This is a genomic window from Bacillus sp. AFS098217, from assembly GCF_002551815.1.
Lineage (GTDB): Bacteria > Bacillota > Bacilli > Bacillales > Bacillaceae_G > Bacillus_A.
Genome location: NZ_NVPR01000158.1, coordinates 1 through 16,919 on the forward strand (window position 1 = coordinate 1; position 16,919 = coordinate 16,919).

General features: G+C 36.1%; 18 protein-coding genes and 2 pseudogenes. 17 read left to right on the top strand and 3 right to left on the bottom strand.

What is annotated here, in order from left to right; all coding sequences use genetic code 11:
• Positions 1-307: 307 nt before the first annotated feature.
• From COO03_RS27890 to COO03_RS24035, 13 genes and pseudogenes are all read left to right on the top strand, one after another.
• Complete coding sequence (locus COO03_RS27890) at positions 308-433, top strand: hypothetical protein (RefSeq protein WP_097899473.1); 126 nt, start codon at positions 308-310, stop codon at positions 431-433.
• Between the two features lie 470 nt (positions 434-903).
• Positions 904-2,478, top strand: coding sequence for a spore germination protein (locus tag COO03_RS23980; RefSeq protein ID WP_097899474.1), 1,575 nt, complete (start codon positions 904-906; stop codon positions 2,476-2,478).
• Positions 2,475-3,581: a spore germination protein gene (locus COO03_RS23985; RefSeq protein ID WP_097899475.1), complete on the top strand. Its 1,107-nt coding sequence runs from the start codon at positions 2,475-2,477 to the stop codon at positions 3,579-3,581. Before COO03_RS23980 ends, COO03_RS23985 begins: the two co-directional genes overlap by 4 nt.
• Entirely contained in the window at positions 3,562-4,764 is a 1,203-nt protein-coding gene (locus COO03_RS23990) for a Ger(x)C family spore germination protein (RefSeq protein ID WP_097899476.1), read from the top strand. Before COO03_RS23985 ends, COO03_RS23990 begins: the two co-directional genes overlap by 20 nt.
• Positions 4,765-4,942: 178 nt before the next feature.
• Positions 4,943-5,452, top strand: coding sequence for a GNAT family N-acetyltransferase (locus COO03_RS23995; RefSeq protein ID WP_097899477.1), 510 nt, complete (start codon positions 4,943-4,945; stop codon positions 5,450-5,452).
• Positions 5,453-6,084: 632 nt separating this feature from the next.
• Complete coding sequence (locus COO03_RS24000) at positions 6,085-6,432, top strand: ArsR/SmtB family transcription factor (RefSeq protein WP_097899490.1); 348 nt, start codon at positions 6,085-6,087, stop codon at positions 6,430-6,432.
• 28 nt (positions 6,433-6,460) lie between these two features.
• Positions 6,461-7,516: an ACR3 family arsenite efflux transporter gene (gene arsB / locus COO03_RS24005; protein WP_097899478.1), complete on the top strand. Its 1,056-nt coding sequence runs from the start codon at positions 6,461-6,463 to the stop codon at positions 7,514-7,516.
• Positions 7,517-7,541: 25 nt separating this feature from the next.
• Positions 7,542-7,946 carry an arsenate reductase (thioredoxin) gene (gene arsC / locus COO03_RS24010; protein ID WP_097899479.1) on the top strand — a complete coding sequence of 135 codons (405 nt, stop codon included), beginning with the start codon at positions 7,542-7,544 and terminating at the stop codon, positions 7,944-7,946.
• A gap of 65 nt (positions 7,947-8,011) precedes the next feature.
• Positions 8,012-8,371 carry an arsenite efflux transporter metallochaperone ArsD gene (arsD, locus tag COO03_RS24015; RefSeq protein ID WP_097899480.1) on the top strand — a complete coding sequence of 120 codons (360 nt, stop codon included), beginning with the start codon at positions 8,012-8,014 and terminating at the stop codon, positions 8,369-8,371.
• Positions 8,372-8,389: 18 nt separating this feature from the next.
• A complete protein-coding gene (gene arsA, locus COO03_RS24020; protein WP_097899481.1) occupies positions 8,390-10,150 on the top strand; it encodes an arsenical pump-driving ATPase in 1,761 nt (586 codons plus the stop codon).
• Between the two features lie 39 nt (positions 10,151-10,189).
• Positions 10,190-10,471: a HesB/IscA family protein gene (locus tag COO03_RS24025; RefSeq protein ID WP_097899482.1), complete on the top strand. Its 282-nt coding sequence runs from the start codon at positions 10,190-10,192 to the stop codon at positions 10,469-10,471.
• Between the two features lie 25 nt (positions 10,472-10,496).
• Positions 10,497-10,761, top strand: a pseudogene (locus tag COO03_RS24030) (hypothetical protein).
• Between the two features lie 118 nt (positions 10,762-10,879).
• Positions 10,880-11,224 (top strand): annotated as a pseudogene (locus tag COO03_RS24035) (heteromeric transposase endonuclease subunit TnsA); the annotation flags it as partial.
• A gap of 279 nt (positions 11,225-11,503) precedes the next feature.
• On the opposite strand, the gene COO03_RS24040 reads toward COO03_RS24035, so the two are convergent.
• Entirely contained in the window at positions 11,504-12,415 is a 912-nt protein-coding gene (locus COO03_RS24040; RefSeq protein ID WP_097899484.1) for a DNA glycosylase, read from the bottom strand.
• A gap of 208 nt (positions 12,416-12,623) precedes the next feature.
• On the opposite strand from COO03_RS24040, the gene COO03_RS24045 reads away from it, so the two are divergent.
• The 4 genes from COO03_RS24045 to COO03_RS24060 all read left to right on the top strand — a co-directional run bounded on the left by COO03_RS24045 (position 12,624) and on the right by COO03_RS24060 (position 15,085).
• Positions 12,624-13,337: a 2OG-Fe(II) oxygenase gene (locus COO03_RS24045; protein WP_097899485.1), complete on the top strand. Its 714-nt coding sequence runs from the start codon at positions 12,624-12,626 to the stop codon at positions 13,335-13,337.
• A gap of 88 nt (positions 13,338-13,425) precedes the next feature.
• Positions 13,426-14,064, top strand: a complete 639-nt coding sequence (gene adaA, locus COO03_RS24050) for a bifunctional transcriptional activator/DNA repair enzyme AdaA (protein WP_097899486.1) — start codon at positions 13,426-13,428, stop codon at positions 14,062-14,064.
• Positions 14,048-14,581, top strand: coding sequence for a methylated-DNA--[protein]-cysteine S-methyltransferase (gene adaB, locus COO03_RS24055; RefSeq protein ID WP_097899487.1), 534 nt, complete (start codon positions 14,048-14,050; stop codon positions 14,579-14,581). Before adaA ends, adaB begins: the two co-directional genes overlap by 17 nt.
• 36 nt (positions 14,582-14,617) lie before the next feature.
• On the top strand, positions 14,618-15,085 hold the full coding sequence (locus COO03_RS24060; RefSeq protein ID WP_328287642.1) for an SPL family radical SAM protein: 468 nt from the start codon (positions 14,618-14,620) through the stop codon (positions 15,083-15,085).
• A 41-nt stretch (positions 15,086-15,126) separates the two neighbouring features.
• Here COO03_RS24060 and COO03_RS24065 read toward each other — a convergent pair whose 3' ends face one another.
• Positions 15,127-15,852 (bottom strand): DNA alkylation repair protein, encoded by a 726-nt coding sequence (locus tag COO03_RS24065; protein ID WP_097899488.1) that lies wholly within the window; start codon positions 15,850-15,852, stop codon positions 15,127-15,129.
• A gap of 468 nt (positions 15,853-16,320) precedes the next feature.
• Positions 16,321-16,761 (bottom strand): YaiI/YqxD family protein, encoded by a 441-nt coding sequence (locus COO03_RS24070; RefSeq protein WP_097899489.1) that lies wholly within the window; start codon positions 16,759-16,761, stop codon positions 16,321-16,323.
• Positions 16,762-16,919 lie beyond the last annotated feature (158 nt).

Genomic DNA, 16,919 nt, shown 5'->3' on the forward strand with positions numbered 1-16,919 from the left:
CAAAATGGATATATATAGTTTTAAAAAAGTAAATTAAATATATTGATTTTTATTTAGGTAAAACAAGAAATCAAAAGGCTGCAAAGCGCTTTTCCAAGAAAGCTTTGTAGCCTTTTCGTGTTTTAAAGCATAGTGTTATCACAGTAGACAGGAATCTTATTTTGAATGTTCACTAATCGATAGTAGAGACATGTGTTGTAAAGTTACGATTGGATTAAATTTCCGCTTATCAGACATAATAATGCTTAAGAAATTCTGATTGGTGTGGAAAAATCGCGGTGTCAACTGCTGATATAGGGTGATTAAAATGTGGAAAACGATTGTTTCCTATCTTCCAGGCTGGAAAGTTGTTGTTCCAGCTTTTATCGTATTTTTCATTCCGTATGTGTTTTCAAAAATTTTTGGTTGGATCCGTGCATTAGAGGAAGAATGATGAAATGTATCATACGATGTATTCATTCCTGCTCTAACTAAAGAGAAAAGGCGGAATATTGAAGAGCACATATCAAAGGTGTTGGTCAGAGATTCACGGATAGGTTTCATAGAAAGGTTAAACGATAATATTGCTCTTTTACAGCACTATGGTGAAAATGAGAGCTTATCATTAACAAAATAAAAAGGGTATATTTTAGTATGAAAAGTGAAATGTAAATTACGGCAAACAGGAGAAGCATTACATATAACATGCAATATTGGGAAAAATAAACTGAAAAATGGTGGGGCTTAATGGATAAATAACCTCTCAACTTGGAAAACATTCGCTATAATGTTTTTGCTTTCATTAGAGAGTAATGTTAAATTGCTCGGATACTAAGCAAGATGCTTTGATTGCTGCTGAAATTAGTACCGTATTAGATTGTAGCTGACTTGGAATGTACACTAAGCTTTTAAAGAGAAAGAGTGATGAGGGTGAAAGAGCAGGAATCAAAGATGAGGGAAAAACAAGCTAATACATATCAGGATAAGCCTTTTCAAAATGTTCCAGATTATTTTACAGGCGATTTTACTTTGGATCTAGAGCTTGTAAAAAAAGAAGGGAGTTATAACTCGGATGTACACTTTCGAGAGTTTAACATGGGAGGGACAAACATTCGAGCAGCGCTTGTTTTTGTGGAGGGGCTGTCGGATAAAGAACTTATTGATATGCATATTATGAAGTCATTGCTGCTTAATTTTTATGAAGAATACAAATGTGAACCATCTGATATGGAAGGTACCGTTTTAAAAGAGTTTCTTAAGAATCGAGTCCTTGCCGTGAGTAGCGTAGAAGAAGTTCATTCTATAAAAGAGTTGATGACAAAAGTGCTGATAGGCTCAACGGCACTTTTGATTGAGGGATTATCAGATGTATTAATTCTTGGTACAAAAAAGGGAAAAACACGGAATGTTGAAGAGCCCATATCAGAAGTATCAGTCAGAGGGCCACGGGCAGGCTTCACAGAAGTTTTGTCTGATAATACCGCTCTTTTACGGCTACATGGTGAAAATGAGGGATTGTCATTAATAAAATTTCATGTAGGAACGCGAGCAAAAAAAGAGTTGGTTATTGCCTATATGAAAGAGATTGCTGATTCGGAATTGGTAGAAGAGGTTAAGAAAAGAATTCAGAAAATCAATATTGATAATGTACCAGAATCAGGATATGTGGAGCAGCTTATCGAAGATAATTACCTCAGCCCGTTTCCACAAGCACAGAGTACGGAGCGCCCTGATCGCGTCATCGCAGCGTTGATGGAAGGGCGTGTTGCGATTTTATTGGATGGAACACCTTTTGTCCTGATTGTTCCAGTTACATTTAGCATGCTGATGCAATCGCCCGAAGATTATTATGAACGTTGGATTCCAGGCACGTTTATCCGTTTGTTGCGCTATGGGGCAGCAATTATTTCTCTTTTTGCACCTTCTTTGTACATTTCCTTTATCTCATTTCATCCTGGATTAATTCCGACCAAGTTGGCTATTTCGATTCTTGGGGGACGGGAAGGAGTTCCGTTTCCTGCAATTATAGAAGCATTATTTATGGAAATAGCCATCGAGATTTTGCGGGAAGCAGGGCTACGCCTGCCTAAGCCGATTGGTTCAGCGATGGGAATTGTCGGTGGATTAATCATTGGGCAGGCTGCCGTAGAAGCGGGAATTATTAGTCCAATTATGGTAATTGTAGTAGCGGCCACTGCTATTTCTTCCTTTGCGCTCGCTCATTATAGTGCAGCAATTCCACTACGGATCCTTCGCTTTGTAGCTATGTTTTGCGCTGCTATATTTGGACTATACGGAGTCATTCTGTTTTTTCTCGTTCTATGTAGTCATATAGCGAGATTGAAGAGTTTCGGCGTACCATATGCCAGTCCAGCTGTTGTTTATCATGTAAGCGATTGGAAAGATTTCATGATTCGCATGCCACTTCAGATGATGAAACGTCGCCCAAAAATGCTGAATATGAAAGATTCGATACGAAAAGGAAGTGAAGAGGGATGATTACCAATTCTAAAGATCGAATTCCGACTTCGCAAGCAGCTGTCATCCTTATCAATTATATACTCGCAGTAGGAATTCTCACCCTGCCCAGAACAGCTGCTGAGAAAGTAAACACACCAGATGTTTGGATAACTGTTATTTTAGGCGGATTAATTGCGATGATTACAGGGGTAATCATGGTTAAATTAAGTCAACAGTTTCCCGGAAAAACATTTTATCAATATAGTCAAGAAATTGTAGGGAAATGGGTGGGGGTGTTACTTAGCTTATTTATGGTGGGTTACTTTTTTATACTTTCTTCATTCGAAGTCAAAACGCTGGAAGGAATAACAAGTTTCTTTTTACTGGAAGGAACACCTGGGTGGGCTATTATCATGCCATTTATGTGGGTGAGTCTCTATTTAAACCTAGGTGGAATAAACTCAATAGCACGTTTATTTGAAATTATATTTCCAATTACAGTCTGTATTTTCTTGCTGACTTCCTTTATGAGCATTGGAATATTTGAGATAGACAATCTTCGTCCCATATTAGGGTTAGGGATTATCCCAGTACTAAAAGGCTTAAAAACAACAACGCTTGCATATTCAGGTGCCGAAATCATGTTGCTCCTGTTGGCATTTATGAAACAACCACGCCAAGCTGTAAAAGTCGTTCTAATTGGAACTGCTATTCCCTTAATTTTTTATGTCATTACAGTTGTGATGGTTATAGGAACGTTTTCTGTCGATGGGGTGTTAATGAGAACATGGCCTACGATCGATCTTATGCGAAGTTTTGAACTCTCTGGTTTGATATTTGAGCGATTTGAGTCTTTATTACTTGTGATATGGATTATGCAAATCTTCGCAACTTACACGATTTGTTACTATGCCGCTGCTTTAGGGCTGGCGCAGCTCTTTAACAAGAATATTCATTCATTTCTGTATGGGTTACTTCCGGTTATTTATATTGTTGCTGAAATTCCGAAAAACATGAATGATCTATTTAAATTTGGGAATGTGATTGGTAATGCGGCGATGATATTATTTGGTATCCTACCACTGCTTCTCCTTGTAATTTCGAGATGGAGGAAGAGAAAGAATGAACCGAAGTGTGAATAATGTACGACTTCTTTTGGCTTTATCATCAGTTCTTTTGCTTTTGACTCTTACAGGATGTTGGAGCAGTCATGAAATTGAAGAGCTGGGTTTCGCGGTAGGTCTGGCATTTGATAAAGAAAAGGAGACGAATGTTGAGAAAAAGATTGAAGAACGCGGAGGAGGTTATAAGAAAAAGAATCTTGTAACATCAACCTTTCAATTTGTTAAACCACAATCATCAGGTGGAGGAAAAGGTGGAGGACCACAACAAAAAGCTTACACGAATATTTCTGAAACCGGAGATTCTCTTCACCAATTGATTCGTGAAGTTGCATTAAGAAGGCAGCGACCTATAATCTTTCATCACACGAAAGTGGTTGTTGTTAGTGAAAGTCTTGCACGAATGTATAGTTTGAACCAGTTATTGGATATTTTTATCCGTGATAATGAGATGAGACCAAGTTGTCTCGTGTTAATTAGTAAGGGCCGAGCTAGCGAGACATTGAAATCGAAGGAAAAAGGAGAAATTCCAGCGTTCCGTTTGATTGAGATTGGGGATAATCAATATAGATCATCACGGATTTTACCTCCCGTGCCGCTTGCTAAATTACCAGGAAAGGTGCAATCAGGGGCTAGTTTTCTTTTGCCAAATGTGATTGCGGTAAATGGGGAAGTGAAATATGTGGGAGCTGCCATAATCAAAGGAAAGACAAAAAAGCTGCGAGGTTTTTTGAATGAAAATGAGTTAGAAGGCTTAACATGGGTAACAGGAAAAGGGAAAAGCGGTTTGGTGAAAACCCTTGATAAAAAGACAGGGAAATCTATCATGTATGAAGTAAAATCTATGAAAAGTAAAATTGAGCCCTACGTTAAAGGAAATAAAATCTCTTTTCATGTGAACATCGAATCAGAGGGTCGGCTGTCTGAAAAATGGGTCGCTTCAGGGGAACCTTTTGAAAATAGGTTTCTAAAAAGTGTAGAAAAGTCCGCGGAACAAGAAGTGAAACGGTTGGCGAAACATACATTAAAAAAAATTCAAAAGGAATATCAGACTGATGTTGCTGGCTTCGGTAACAGATTAAAAATTAAGTATCCAAAAGTATGGGAAAAGGTTAAAAAAGATTGGGATAAAACATTTAGTAAGGTTCCAATCACATACAGCGTAAAGTTAACGATCGAGGAATATGGTACGGAAGGAGTTTAGAAGCGAAACTGGAGTCTATATAGCAATGGAACCCAATCATATAATAAGCGTAAAAGGAATCCTATAAACCTGAAGAATATAGGGTTCTTTTTCATTGAATAGGCTATGGAATATACAATAATATATTTTGTTTGAATATTCTTTTAATTATAATTAGTTATACAAGAGGAGGGATATGATGGAAGTTACAATTCGTGCAGTAGAGATTCAAGATGCTAGAGCAATTCATCGTTTATGCACACAAAATGAGGTGTTACCTTATATGGTTTTCTTGCCTAGTATGCGAGTAGATGCGGTGGAAAATAGAATTCGAAACTTAGCGCCTAATCAATTTGAATTTGTAGCAGAGTATGATGGTGCAGTTGTTGGGTTTGTCGGTTTGAGTCAAGGACAAGGAAGAAGGTCGCATTCAGGTGATTTATTCATTGGTGTAAATAGCGAATATCATAATAAAGGAATTGGAAAAGCTTTGCTTATGAAAATGCTTGATCTTGCAGACAATTGGTTATTGCTGGAGAGAGTAGAACTAGGTGTTTTAGAAACAAATCTTGGTGCAAAAGCATTATATGAAAAGTTTGGGTTTGTAGAAGAAGGAATAAAGAAAGGGAGCTTAAAAGCACAAGGGAAATTTGTTGATGAAATTATGATGAGTCGCCTTCGTCCTAACGGTTTAATCGTACACAATTAAAAAATTGTGAATTTAAAAGAAAGTTGTACATGTTAAAAGAAAGTTATACATGTTAGAAGAAAGTTGTACATTGAATAATACAATTGTTTGATAAATTATATGGATAAAAAGCATGGCAATTTTTATGTCATGCTTTTTATTATGGTGAGATTAATATTGTAGGCTGGGCTTCCATTAATCCATAAAGTCATCGATGCGCCTATCGGGGGGGGGGGGGAGGCGCATTATCTATATACATAAAGTTAGATCAATTGCTCATTGTAGGTATATATCTTTTGATTATTCTCATGTGTACATATGTTACGCTCGAATATCAGAAAAATAAAATTAGATAAGAAGCGTTTTTTGATATGGTTAATTTTTGTTTTTTTAATGGGATCTATAGCATTTACCGTATATATCTTGTTGAATAGGAAAAAAGTATATAGTTAGTACGGCTGTAGAATACTTATTTATCAATGTAAAAATTCTGTGAAGAATGAGGTTTTTTAGTTGATTATATAAGTAGTTAGTTATATACTTATTTCGAGAGAGAGGAAATTAAAAATAAATCCTTTTAACGAATATTACGTTTAATTTCCGCTCAATATATAAGTATATGCTTATTTAACTATGAGAGGGTAGGTGTGGATATGGAAAAAACAGTTATAGAATTAACAAGAGCATCCCAATTATTGAAGCTATTAGGAGACAAAACAAGATTAACAATTGTATCGATTCTTAAACAGCGTGAATGCTGTGTCTGTGAACTTCTCGAAGTATTTGATATGAGTCAACCTTCTATCAGTCAGCATCTTCGAAAATTAAAGGATTTAGGTTTAGTGCAAGAAGAGCGTAGAGGTCAATGGATTTATTATTCTTTAAATCAGACAAGTGATTTATACACGCTTTTGGAAGATATTTTAGCGCATGTACCTGAACAAATAGAAAAAATCAAACAAATTGAGAAGAGCAATCCTACACTCCGGTGTGGTTGTTAATAAATAGTTAGAAAGGGAAGTGAGAAGGATGAGCAACACGGGGAAAAAGCGTCTGTCTTTCCTAGATCGATATCTAACTCTTTGGATTTTTCTCGCGATGGCAGTAGGGATTGGAGTTGGATATCTATCCCCTGGGTTCGTTGATGGAATGAATCGTTTACAGGTAGGAACAACTTCTATCCCACTTGCGATTGGCTTAATTTTAATGATGTACCCGCCTCTTGCAAAGGTTCGTTACGAAGAGATGGGGCGTGTTTTTAAAGATGTAAAAGTATTAGTACTATCACTGGTACAAAACTGGATTATTGGTCCTGTTCTGATGTTTGTTTTAGCAATCATATTCTTACCAGATAAACCAGAGTATATGGTGGGACTAATCATGATTGGATTAGCACGTTGTATTGCAATGGTTATTGTATGGAATGATTTAGCGAAAGGTGATACAGAGTATGCGGCAGGATTAGTCGCTTTCAACTCTGTATTCCAAATGTTATTTTTCTCAGTATATGCATATGTCTTTGTAACAGTCATTCCAGAATGGTTAGGAATTGAAGGTGCTGTTGTAGATATTACAATGGCAGAGGTTGCAAAATCAGTCTTTATTTATCTAGGAATTCCGTTCATTGCAGGAATGTTAACACGTTTGATTTTTGTAAAAACGAAAGGACGAGATTGGTATGAAAAAGTATTTATTCCCAAAATCAGCCCAATTACATTAATCGCATTACTATTTACTATTATTGTGATGTTCTCCTTAAAAGGTGAGGTCATTGTTAGTGTACCACTTGATGTTGTACGTATTGCAATTCCATTACTCATTTATTTTGTAATCATGTTCTTTGTCTCTTTCTTTATGGGCAAAAAAATTGGTGCAAGTTATGGAGTAACGACAACATTAGCATTTACAGCTGGAAGTAACAACTTTGAATTAGCAATCGCTGTAGCTGTAGGGGTATTTGGAATCCAGTCTGGTGCAGCGTTTGCAGCGGTTATCGGGCCTTTAGTTGAAGTTCCCGTTATGATCGCTCTTGTAAATGTCGCATTATGGTTCCAACGTAGATACTTTCAAACACAACCCAAATAACTATTCATAAAAAGGTGGAATTAACATGGAAAACAAGAAAATAATTTACTTCTTATGCACAGGAAACTCTTGTCGTAGCCAAATGGCAGAAGCTTGGGGCAAAAAATATTTAGGTGACAAATGGAATGTACTTTCTGCTGGTATTGAGGCGCACGGAGTAAATCCGAATGCAATTAAAGCAATGAAAGAAGTAGACATTGATATTACGGACCAAACATCTGATATCATTGACCGTGACATTTTAGACAAAGCAGATTTAGTTGTAACACTTTGTGGTCACGCAAATGATGTATGTCCAACAACACCACCACATGTAAAACGAGTTCATTGGGGATTTGATGATCCAGCTGGTCAAGAGTGGTCTGTATTCCAAAAAGTTCGTGATGAGATTGGTGGACGTATTAAAAAGTTTGCTGAAACAGGAGAATAATTGAAAACAAAATAAGCCGAGAATTTTTTCTCGGCTTATTTTATAAAGAAGGGGAGAAATCAGAGATGAAAAAGATTGAAATTTTTGATCCTGCAATGTGTTGTTCTACCGGAGTTTGTGGACCGAGTGTTGACCCGGAGTTAATTCGTGTTTCAGTAGCAATTAACAATTTGAAGAATAAAGGTATGAATGTTACTCGTTATAATCTTGCGAGTGAACCAGACGCTTTTGCTAATAACAGTGTCATTAGTCAGTTATTAATGGACAAAGGACCAGATGTGTTACCTGTTACTTTAGTAGATGGAATAATAGTAAAAGAAAGAGTTCATTTAACAAATGAAGAATTAGCACAATTAACGAATATGACGGAAGAAGAGTTAAGTCAGAAGCCAAAGATACGTTTAAATTTAAACGTAAAAAAATAGAGAAAGAAGTGAAAGGCAATGACAAACCTATTTAATCCAAGCACAATGACATTTACACCATTTTTATTCTTTACTGGAAAAGGCGGAGTAGGAAAAACATCTACTGCATGTGCAACAGCCATTACGTTAGCTGATATGGGGAAACGTGTTTTGTTAATTAGTACTGACCCCGCTTCTAATTTGCAAGATGTATTTGAAATAGAACTAACCAATAAACCAAAAGTCATTCCTAATGTTCCGAATCTACAAGTGGCTAACTTAGACCCGGAAACAGCGGCTCATGAATATAAAGAGCGTGTTGTTGGCCCATATCGTGGTAAGCTACCTGACACAGTTATTGCTACGATGGAGGAGCAGTTATCCGGAGCTTGTACAGTAGAAATAGCAGCATTTGATGAGTTTTCTATTTTACTTACAAATAAAGAATTAACATCGAAATTCGATCACATTATCTTTGATACAGCACCAACAGGTCATACGTTACGTCTTCTTCAGCTCCCAACAGCTTGGAGTGGTTTCCTAGAAGAAAGTACACATGGAGCTTCTTGTTTAGGACCATTAGCAGGTCTTGGAGATAAAAAAGAGTTATATAGTCAAACAGTTCAAGCATTATCTAATCCGAAACAAACAACATTATTGCTTGTTACTCGTCCAGATAGTTCTCCGTTACAAGAAGCGGAACGTGCAGCCAAAGAGTTAAAAGAAATTGGAGTTAGTAATCAATACCTACTGGTGAATGGTATCCTTACAAATCACATGCAAAATGATGCTGTCTCTAAGGCGTTGATTACAAGACAATTACTGGCATTAGAAAACATGGCGGAAGAATTAAAAAGCCTTCCAACTTATGAAATTCCATTAGTACCGTTTAATGTTACGGGAATTGAGAATATGAGAAGGCTTGTTAAACCAATAGAGAATATTTCAATTTCAGATGAGGAAAAACAAGACATTTCTATACCTTCTCTTCAGACTTTGATTACAAATCTTTCTGAAACAGGAAAAAAAGTTATTTTCACAATGGGTAAAGGTGGAGTAGGAAAGACAACTGTAGCTTCTGCAATTGCAGTTGGTCTTGCTGAAAAAGGATATCATGTGCATTTAACTACAACTGATCCAGCAGCACATATTGATTATGTCATGCATGGAGAACAAGGGGATATTACGATAAGCCGAATTGATCCAAAAATAGAGGTTGAAAACTATCGTAAGGAAGTCATAGACCATGCAAAAGATACAGTTGATGAGGAAGGTTTAGCGTATCTCGAAGAAGACTTACGCTCTCCTTGTACGGAAGAGATTGCAGTCTTTCGTGCTTTGGCAGATATTGTTGAGAGAGCTAATGATGAAATTGTAGTAATTGATACAGCGCCAACAGGTCACACATTATTGTTACTGGATGCGGCACAAACGTATCATAAGGAAATTGCACGCTCTTCCGGTGAAGTACCACAGTCTGTGAAAAACTTATTACCACGTCTTCGTAATCCAGAGGAAACAATTGTTGTAATCATAACATTAGCGGAGGCTACGCCAGTACATGAAGCAAGCCGTCTACAAGGAGACTTAAAACGTGCAGATATTAATCCAAAATGGTGGGTTATCAATCAAAGTTTTTATGCAACACATACAAGCGATCCAGTGTTAAGGGGACGGGCGCAGTCTGAAGTACAGTGGATTCAAGCGATTCAAAAAGGATCGCACAATAACTGTGTTATTATTCCTTGGCAATCGGAAGATATTGTGGGATATGAGAAGCTTAAAGCTTTAGTAAAATAAAATATTTTAGATTAGTTACTGTGAAGGAGAGAAATGAAAATGAATATTACAGATAAAGCAAAAGAGTTTATTGAAACTGCTATGAAAGAAAATGGTGTTTCAACATTACGTTTTACATTTGAGGGTGCTGGATGCTGTGGACCAAGCTACGGTATTAATTTAGGAGAAGCGCAAAAAAATGATGTAACAGAAACAGTAAATGGTATTGAAGTTGCCATGGATCCAAAGGTAGCTGAAATCGTCAATAATTTAACTTTAGATTATGTAGAAGATCAACAAGGAGCAGGTCTTGTAATAAGTGGCGGATCAAATTGTTGCTAAATAATAATTAAGGAGACTAACAAACATGACTAACTATCACGAACTCGTAAAAGGAAAAATATATATAGGTGGAGTGGACGCTATACAAGAAGCGGTAAAAAACCATGGGGTTACAGAGGTGTTTGACTTACGTGCTGGAGGAGAAGAACCAGAAGGATTTCCAGTTAGTTGAACCTAAACGTCATGCTTCTAATGTAGAAGATGCAGAACAACAAGTAAAAACAGTACGTTCTATTATTGCGATTAAACCGGAGTTAAAACAAGTATTACAAAACCTATATCAACACTAAGAGTGAAACGGATATTTTATAAAAAATATCCGTTGTTTTATAAACAAGAATATGTATTGTACGCATAAAAATATCCGATACTGGAAATGATAAAAATTTTTAAAGAGGGGATATACAAATGGCAAAGCGTAAAAATGATTGGACGGAAAAGAAAATAGAGAAGTATATAAAAGAAGGCAGAGGACAAGGGGAATTAAATAACTATAAACCCTTGTTAACAATACAAAATGTTTCTTCAACAGGGAATAGCTCTCGCTTGAAAGGATGGAAAACAAATAGAAGACATGAGTTATTATCTGATTTAGAGCGAAAGTATTTTTTTATAATGGAATGGGTAGAAGAAATTATAGATATTCGAGAACAATTTCCGTTAAATCGGGAACTAACATATAAAGTCGCTGAAGAGAAAGGGATTCGTCATCCTATTTGCACAAGAACTGAAACGTTAATTGTACTAACAACAATTTAATTAATTATTCTATAAGATCTTTATTATTTATTCAACAAACGGACCATAATCTGGAAGAGTCAAGGCTTCCAGATAGTCTAGGGTCTCCCTAATCTAGGAGTTAAAGCCAATCCCTATTAAGAAGGCAAACAGCACCTTTTAAAAAGTTTGTCTCATACTTGTCGTCCCTAAACAAGGTGCTTGTATATTTATATAGGATTAATTAATGAAGGGATTAGGTTTTAAAGTTCATTCTCTTTTTATTGAGTACATTCCGGTTTAAGTTATAATTATTCAGTAAAGGACACGCCATAAATAAAAGGTAGCGTATGATTCCCAGTTTTTCCATGGAAACGATATTTCTAAGATTTCATCTTTCGTAGGCTTTCGGTTCATATTACGTAATATTTTTATCGAATTAATAAGACCCACATCATCGATTGGAAAAGCTGTCTGGAACCTGAGGCAGCGCATTAGAACATAATTGGCTGTCCAAGGACCGATTCCTCGTATTTTAATTAAGTTTTTTTCAGCATCTTTAAAGTTCATTTTCATTAATTTTTCCCTCGATAATTCTCCACTTGCCATTAATCTGGCAATTCCAATGATATATTCACTTTTTTTTACCGTCATTTTAATATCTGCTAGGTCGGTAGGTGTTAACTGTGCAATTCGTTCGTACGGTGGGAACACCCAATACTTTTTACCATTCCATTCGATGGAATCGCCAAATCCTTCTACAAATTGCTTCTTTAAGGAGTACGCGAAGGCTAAGTTAATTTGTTGCCCTAAAACTCCCCAACATAAAGCTTCAAATAAATCGGGAATGCCGACGACTCGCAATCCATAGAATTTTCGGGCAGGCATTTTAAGTAATGGATCTGCTTTTGCCATTTCATAAAATGGGGTTAAATCGTTATCAAGATCAAACCATTCACGAATATATTTTACAATCTCTTCCCGTTGCCACTCTTCAATAGGCCTAGAATCATTTAAGAACTGAATAATCATTTGTTTATTATCGATTACTCTTACCTGTACCAAGGACCGAATTCCCCCAATGGCTATGACTCTTGTAATGATACCGTTCTCGATTTCATACATGCATTCATTTTTTTCCCTTGTTAGATAGCCTAGGTTAGCATTCATGTCAAACTCTTCAGGTAATGTAATAATAATATCATCATTGACTTCATGCCATTTCACTTTTTCATTCTCCTCATCTTAATACTATCTCCTATAATATTCACAAAATAATTAGAAGGAAAACTCACACTGATTGAAGTTTTACTTTATCACATAATAATCTTGATTAATTTCGTTATCTTGCTATTACATTCTAAACACCTTATTTTTTTCTATTTATGAGGTTATAGTGTTAGCTATCAAGAATACTAAATAGGAGTGGATAAAAATGGTCCAAGATATAAAAATACGTGTCGAAAACTTAAATTGGGATTCAATTCAAAATGAACTAGATGAGCAAGGATTTGCAAAGCTTCCAGCGATTTTAACAAAAGAGGAATGTGAATTCTTCATAGAATTGTATTGTGAGGAAGAGTCATACAGAACGACAATCAATATGACGAGATATCGCTTTGGGAATGGGGAGTACAAATGTTTTTCCTATCCATTACCTGAAATCATCCAAAGTTTAAGAGAGTCCTTTTATATAGAATTAGCCAAAACAGCCAATCGATGGTTAGGTTATTTAAAGAAAACAGAACAGTTTCCAGATCATCTTCAAAATTTTTTGAACACCTGTGAAGAATATGAACAAACTAGACCGACACCTTTAATATTAAAGTATGAAGCAGGCGGGTTTAATTGTTTGCATCAAGATTTATATGGCGACATATTTTTCCCGTTTCAAGTAGTATTTGTATTAAATCAACGAGATAAAGCCTTTTGCGGTGGAGAATCTCTATTAGTGGAACAAATTCCTCGTGCTCAGAGTAGGGGACATGTAATTACTTTAGAACAAGGCAGTGCGCTGATCTTTCCTACTAACCATAGACCTGTTCTAGGTAAAAAAGGATATTGCAAAAATACGGTTCGTCACGGAGTAAGCACGGTTACTTCTGGAGACCGATACGGTCTTGGAATCATTTTTCACGATTCTAAATGAAAATTAAACTTCAATATCTTGCTATTTCATTCCTAGAATTGTACATTCTGAATTTATAGGGAGTATATTGTAAGGAGAGGTGAGATAAATGCCGGATAGTATCAATAACGGACATAAAGAGAGCCATGATCATAGAATTTCGAATGATGTAGAAATGATAACAGATGAAAAGTGGCAAGCAATTATAAATAATGATGCAGCGTACAATAATCAATTTTTCTACGCTGTAAAGTCGACAGGGATATTCTGTAAACCATCCTGTAAATCTCGCGTTCCGAAAAAAGAAAATGTATGCATTTTTCCAAACGCAGAACAAGCTCTCCGCGCAAATTTTCGCCCTTGTAAACGTTGCAAGCCCACTAATGAAAATTTGCCTGATAGCGAGTGGGTTGATTTAATTACTGAATACATTGATAAAAATTTCACAGAAAAATTAACTCTAGAATCGTTAGCAGATATTTGTCATGGGAGTCCGTATCATATGCATCGAACATTTAAAAAGATTAAAGGCATTACGCCGGTTGAGTATATGCAACAAGTTAGAGTACACGCGGCTAAAAAGTATTTGATTCAGACAAATAAAGCGATTGGAGATATCGCCATATGTGTGGGTATGGCTAACGCGCCTTATTTTATTACTTTATTTAAAAAGAAAACTGGACAGACACCAGCGCAATTTCGTCAAATGAGTAAAATGGAGGAAAAGTACAATGGAAACAAAGAATAAACCAACTCTTTATTGGTCTTTACTAAAGTTTAAGGATTGGAATTTTTATATTGCTTCAACTTCAAAGGGGCTTGTGTTTGTAGGTTCACAGAACAAACCATTCAAGGAATTGTTCGAATGGGCTAAGAAACGCTTTCCAGGAAGTCCTCTTGTTGAAGATGATGAAAAGCTTGAACCCTATGTCGTTGAAATCACTCAGTATCTAGAAGGAAAGCGGAAAACCTTTACTGTTCCATTTGAGTACGTAGGTACGCAATTTCAGCTAGCAGTCTGGAATGCACTTTGTGAAATTCCTTATGGACAGACGAAATCCTATTCCGACATTGCAAAGGATATAAATAAACCAGCAGCTGTTCGTGCTGTAGGGGCAGCCATCGGAGCTAATCCAGTGTTAATCACCGTACCGTGTCATCGTGTAGTAGGAAAGAATGGATCATTAACTGGCTATCGTGGCGGATTAGAAATGAAGACACTGCTTTTGGATATGGAAAGACAAGCTTCTTCTAGCAATGAGTGATTATTGCCGTACAATGAAGGGAAAAGAGGTTCCGTCATGAAAAGCGAATTGTTCTATAAAAACCCGAAAACCATTCTGAATAAAGGTACAGGCTTTCTTTCTGGATATACTCATTCACTAAATCCTTATACAGGCTGTTCATTTGGGTGTTCATATTGTTATGTAAGCCAAATGCCGGTATCCCTTTTTCGAGAAGGGGAATGGGGAGATTGGGTCGATGTTAAAAACGAAGCTACGAATTTATTAAAAAAGGAGCTTCATCGCGCCAAAGCCAAAGGGAATGTAACCATTTTTATGTCATCAAGCACAGACCCGTATCAACCAGTAGAGTATAAGGAAAAAGTAACGCAATCTCTACTAAAGGTTATGGTAGAAGCTCCCCCTGACTTCTTATTAGTACAGACGAGGAGCCCACTTGTAAGTCGAGATATCGATTTGCTGCAGAATTTAAAAGATATTTTGGATTATTATGATATTGAATCAGTTCGGATTTTTTGTAAATAGAATTGCAGTGATACATAAACGTACACTTTTCATATGCAAACTTATTTTTCATGTTGTCTCAATTTCATTGACTTCTTTACTTCCCTATCCCGTTTCATACTGCGGATAAGACTTTTTGTTTCTTTATCCACACGATTAGATTCCGTAATTTTTTGCAAGGCTTTATTATATGTAAAATCATCGAGCGTGTTGTTTCTCAAATATTCCATTGTTGAATCGGGAAGTTTCACATAACAGATAGAGACAGCCCACGCAACCGCTATTTTGGCATAAAACCCTTCATGCTTTACACGATCCAGGAGGTTGAGCACCCTTTCGATATATTCAGTCTCGATATAAAAGTCTAGGAGCATAACCACTCCAAATCGTATCTCATATTCTTTCTTAGAAGACAGATAGGGCTGTAAAAACTCCCATACACGCTCTTTATTTTCCTTCGTAGATTTAAGACCTGTACAAAAGCTGTCACATACCGACCAATTATCAATTTTTGGCACGAACGAAGCCACATAAAACAGGAGTTCTTCAATATCCGTCTTAACATAGCCAATGACCATACCTTGCAGCATGATTTCTTCAAAATATTCATCTTTTGCAGTTTCAAGGTAAGTATGCCAGTCACCCTTTACAATTTTTTTAGCTATTTTACGAAGCTCTGGCAGCCGAACACCTAATACATTGTTAATAGTAGGTATAAGTGCGGCCGAAAACTTCTGATAGTCTGTATCAATGAGTTCAAAGATTTGTTTTCTAATTATATTTTCCATTCGGGCTCTCCTATTTGTTTGATTTCGTTACCTTTACTATTTGACAACCTCACTATAACTGATTATTTTCTGAAAAAGCCAAGAATTGAATATAACAGCAAGATATCGAAACAATATTATTCGTTACTTTTAAATATTCCCTTGTATAAATAATACTGGATAAATAAAAGCTGACTAGTAATAATTCATTGGAAGAGCGTTAAACCTTCAAATACAAGAATACAAGCTGCAATTACAGTTATCCATTGAATATGACTAATCCCTTCTTCCATAATCGGGCGCGTTTATTTAGAAACGCGTCTTTTTTTGTATAGTAAGTCATTCGATAGAATATGTTACCATTAATACGATACATCAAATAATTATAATGTTTATTCATGTGAGTGTAGTGTAAGGCTTAAAAAAGAACTGAAATACTAGTCACAATATTATTTTTCTTGTTTTTCCTTAAAAATGGACGGTTCTTTTTTAAAGTGAAATCGTTCTTTTAAAAAGCTCCCTAAATTTCTCCCTATCTTCTGATGTAAATGGTTTTGGCCCCTTTGTACGCTTTCCGCTTTTTCGAGCCATTGCACTCAAATAACGTGTTTGTAATAATTGGTCAATGTTTTCATTTGTATAGCTATACCCATTATGGTGAAGAACCGTACACCCTTTTGCTAAACCTAGCGAAGCAAGACCGTAATCTTGCGTAACGATTATATCTCCTTTTTCTGCTAACTTCATAATCCGATAATCCGCAGCATCTGCTCCAGAATCAACATAAATTTTTTCCACTCCTGATGGTTGTTCCGCATTAGAAAAATGAGAAAAGCTAGTAACAAGGATAACAGGAATTTCAGCATTCGTACCTTCAGAGATAATAATATCTTTTACCGGACAGGCATCTGCATCAACATAAATTTTCATCTATATCACTCCTATAAATAAGTTCGAGTTGATGATAATGGTAGATTTAGCTTTTGTCAAACGAAGATGCTTTACCTAAAATCATTAAAAAAACAGATATTCTATTAAAGGATGCTTTAATGGAATAAGGGGCACAGAAATGATCAAACTCCCTCATT

What these genes read in the sequence shown, in the direction of transcription:
- arsD (WP_097899480.1), top strand. Translation starts at nt 8,012, where the DNA reads ATGAAAAAGATTGAAATTTTTGATCCTGCAATGTGTTGTTCTACCGGA.
- COO03_RS24000 (WP_097899490.1), top strand. Translation starts at nt 6,085, where the DNA reads ATGGAAAAAACAGTTATAGAATTAACAAGAGCATCCCAATTATTGAAG.
- arsC (WP_097899479.1), top strand. Translation starts at nt 7,542, where the DNA reads ATGGAAAACAAGAAAATAATTTACTTCTTATGCACAGGAAACTCTTGT.
- COO03_RS23980 (WP_097899474.1), top strand. Translation starts at nt 904, where the DNA reads ATGAGGGTGAAAGAGCAGGAATCAAAGATGAGGGAAAAACAAGCTAAT.
- COO03_RS24065 (WP_097899488.1), bottom strand. Translation starts at nt 15,852, where the DNA reads ATGGAAAATATAATTAGAAAACAAATCTTTGAACTCATTGATACAGAC.
- COO03_RS23995 (WP_097899477.1), top strand. Translation starts at nt 4,943, where the DNA reads ATGGAAGTTACAATTCGTGCAGTAGAGATTCAAGATGCTAGAGCAATT.
- COO03_RS24025 (WP_097899482.1), top strand. Translation starts at nt 10,190, where the DNA reads ATGAATATTACAGATAAAGCAAAAGAGTTTATTGAAACTGCTATGAAA.
- COO03_RS27890 (WP_097899473.1), top strand. Translation starts at nt 308, where the DNA reads ATGTGGAAAACGATTGTTTCCTATCTTCCAGGCTGGAAAGTTGTTGTT.
- arsB (WP_097899478.1), top strand. Translation starts at nt 6,461, where the DNA reads ATGAGCAACACGGGGAAAAAGCGTCTGTCTTTCCTAGATCGATATCTA.
- COO03_RS24045 (WP_097899485.1), top strand. Translation starts at nt 12,624, where the DNA reads ATGGTCCAAGATATAAAAATACGTGTCGAAAACTTAAATTGGGATTCA.
- arsA (WP_097899481.1), top strand. Translation starts at nt 8,390, where the DNA reads ATGACAAACCTATTTAATCCAAGCACAATGACATTTACACCATTTTTA.
- adaA (WP_097899486.1), top strand. Translation starts at nt 13,426, where the DNA reads ATGCCGGATAGTATCAATAACGGACATAAAGAGAGCCATGATCATAGA.
- COO03_RS24060 (WP_328287642.1), top strand. Translation starts at nt 14,618, where the DNA reads ATGAAAAGCGAATTGTTCTATAAAAACCCGAAAACCATTCTGAATAAA.
- COO03_RS23985 (WP_097899475.1), top strand. Translation starts at nt 2,475, where the DNA reads ATGATTACCAATTCTAAAGATCGAATTCCGACTTCGCAAGCAGCTGTC.
- COO03_RS23990 (WP_097899476.1), top strand. Translation starts at nt 3,562, where the DNA reads ATGAACCGAAGTGTGAATAATGTACGACTTCTTTTGGCTTTATCATCA.
- adaB (WP_097899487.1), top strand. Translation starts at nt 14,048, where the DNA reads ATGGAAACAAAGAATAAACCAACTCTTTATTGGTCTTTACTAAAGTTT.
- COO03_RS24070 (WP_097899489.1), bottom strand. Translation starts at nt 16,761, where the DNA reads ATGAAAATTTATGTTGATGCAGATGCCTGTCCGGTAAAAGATATTATT.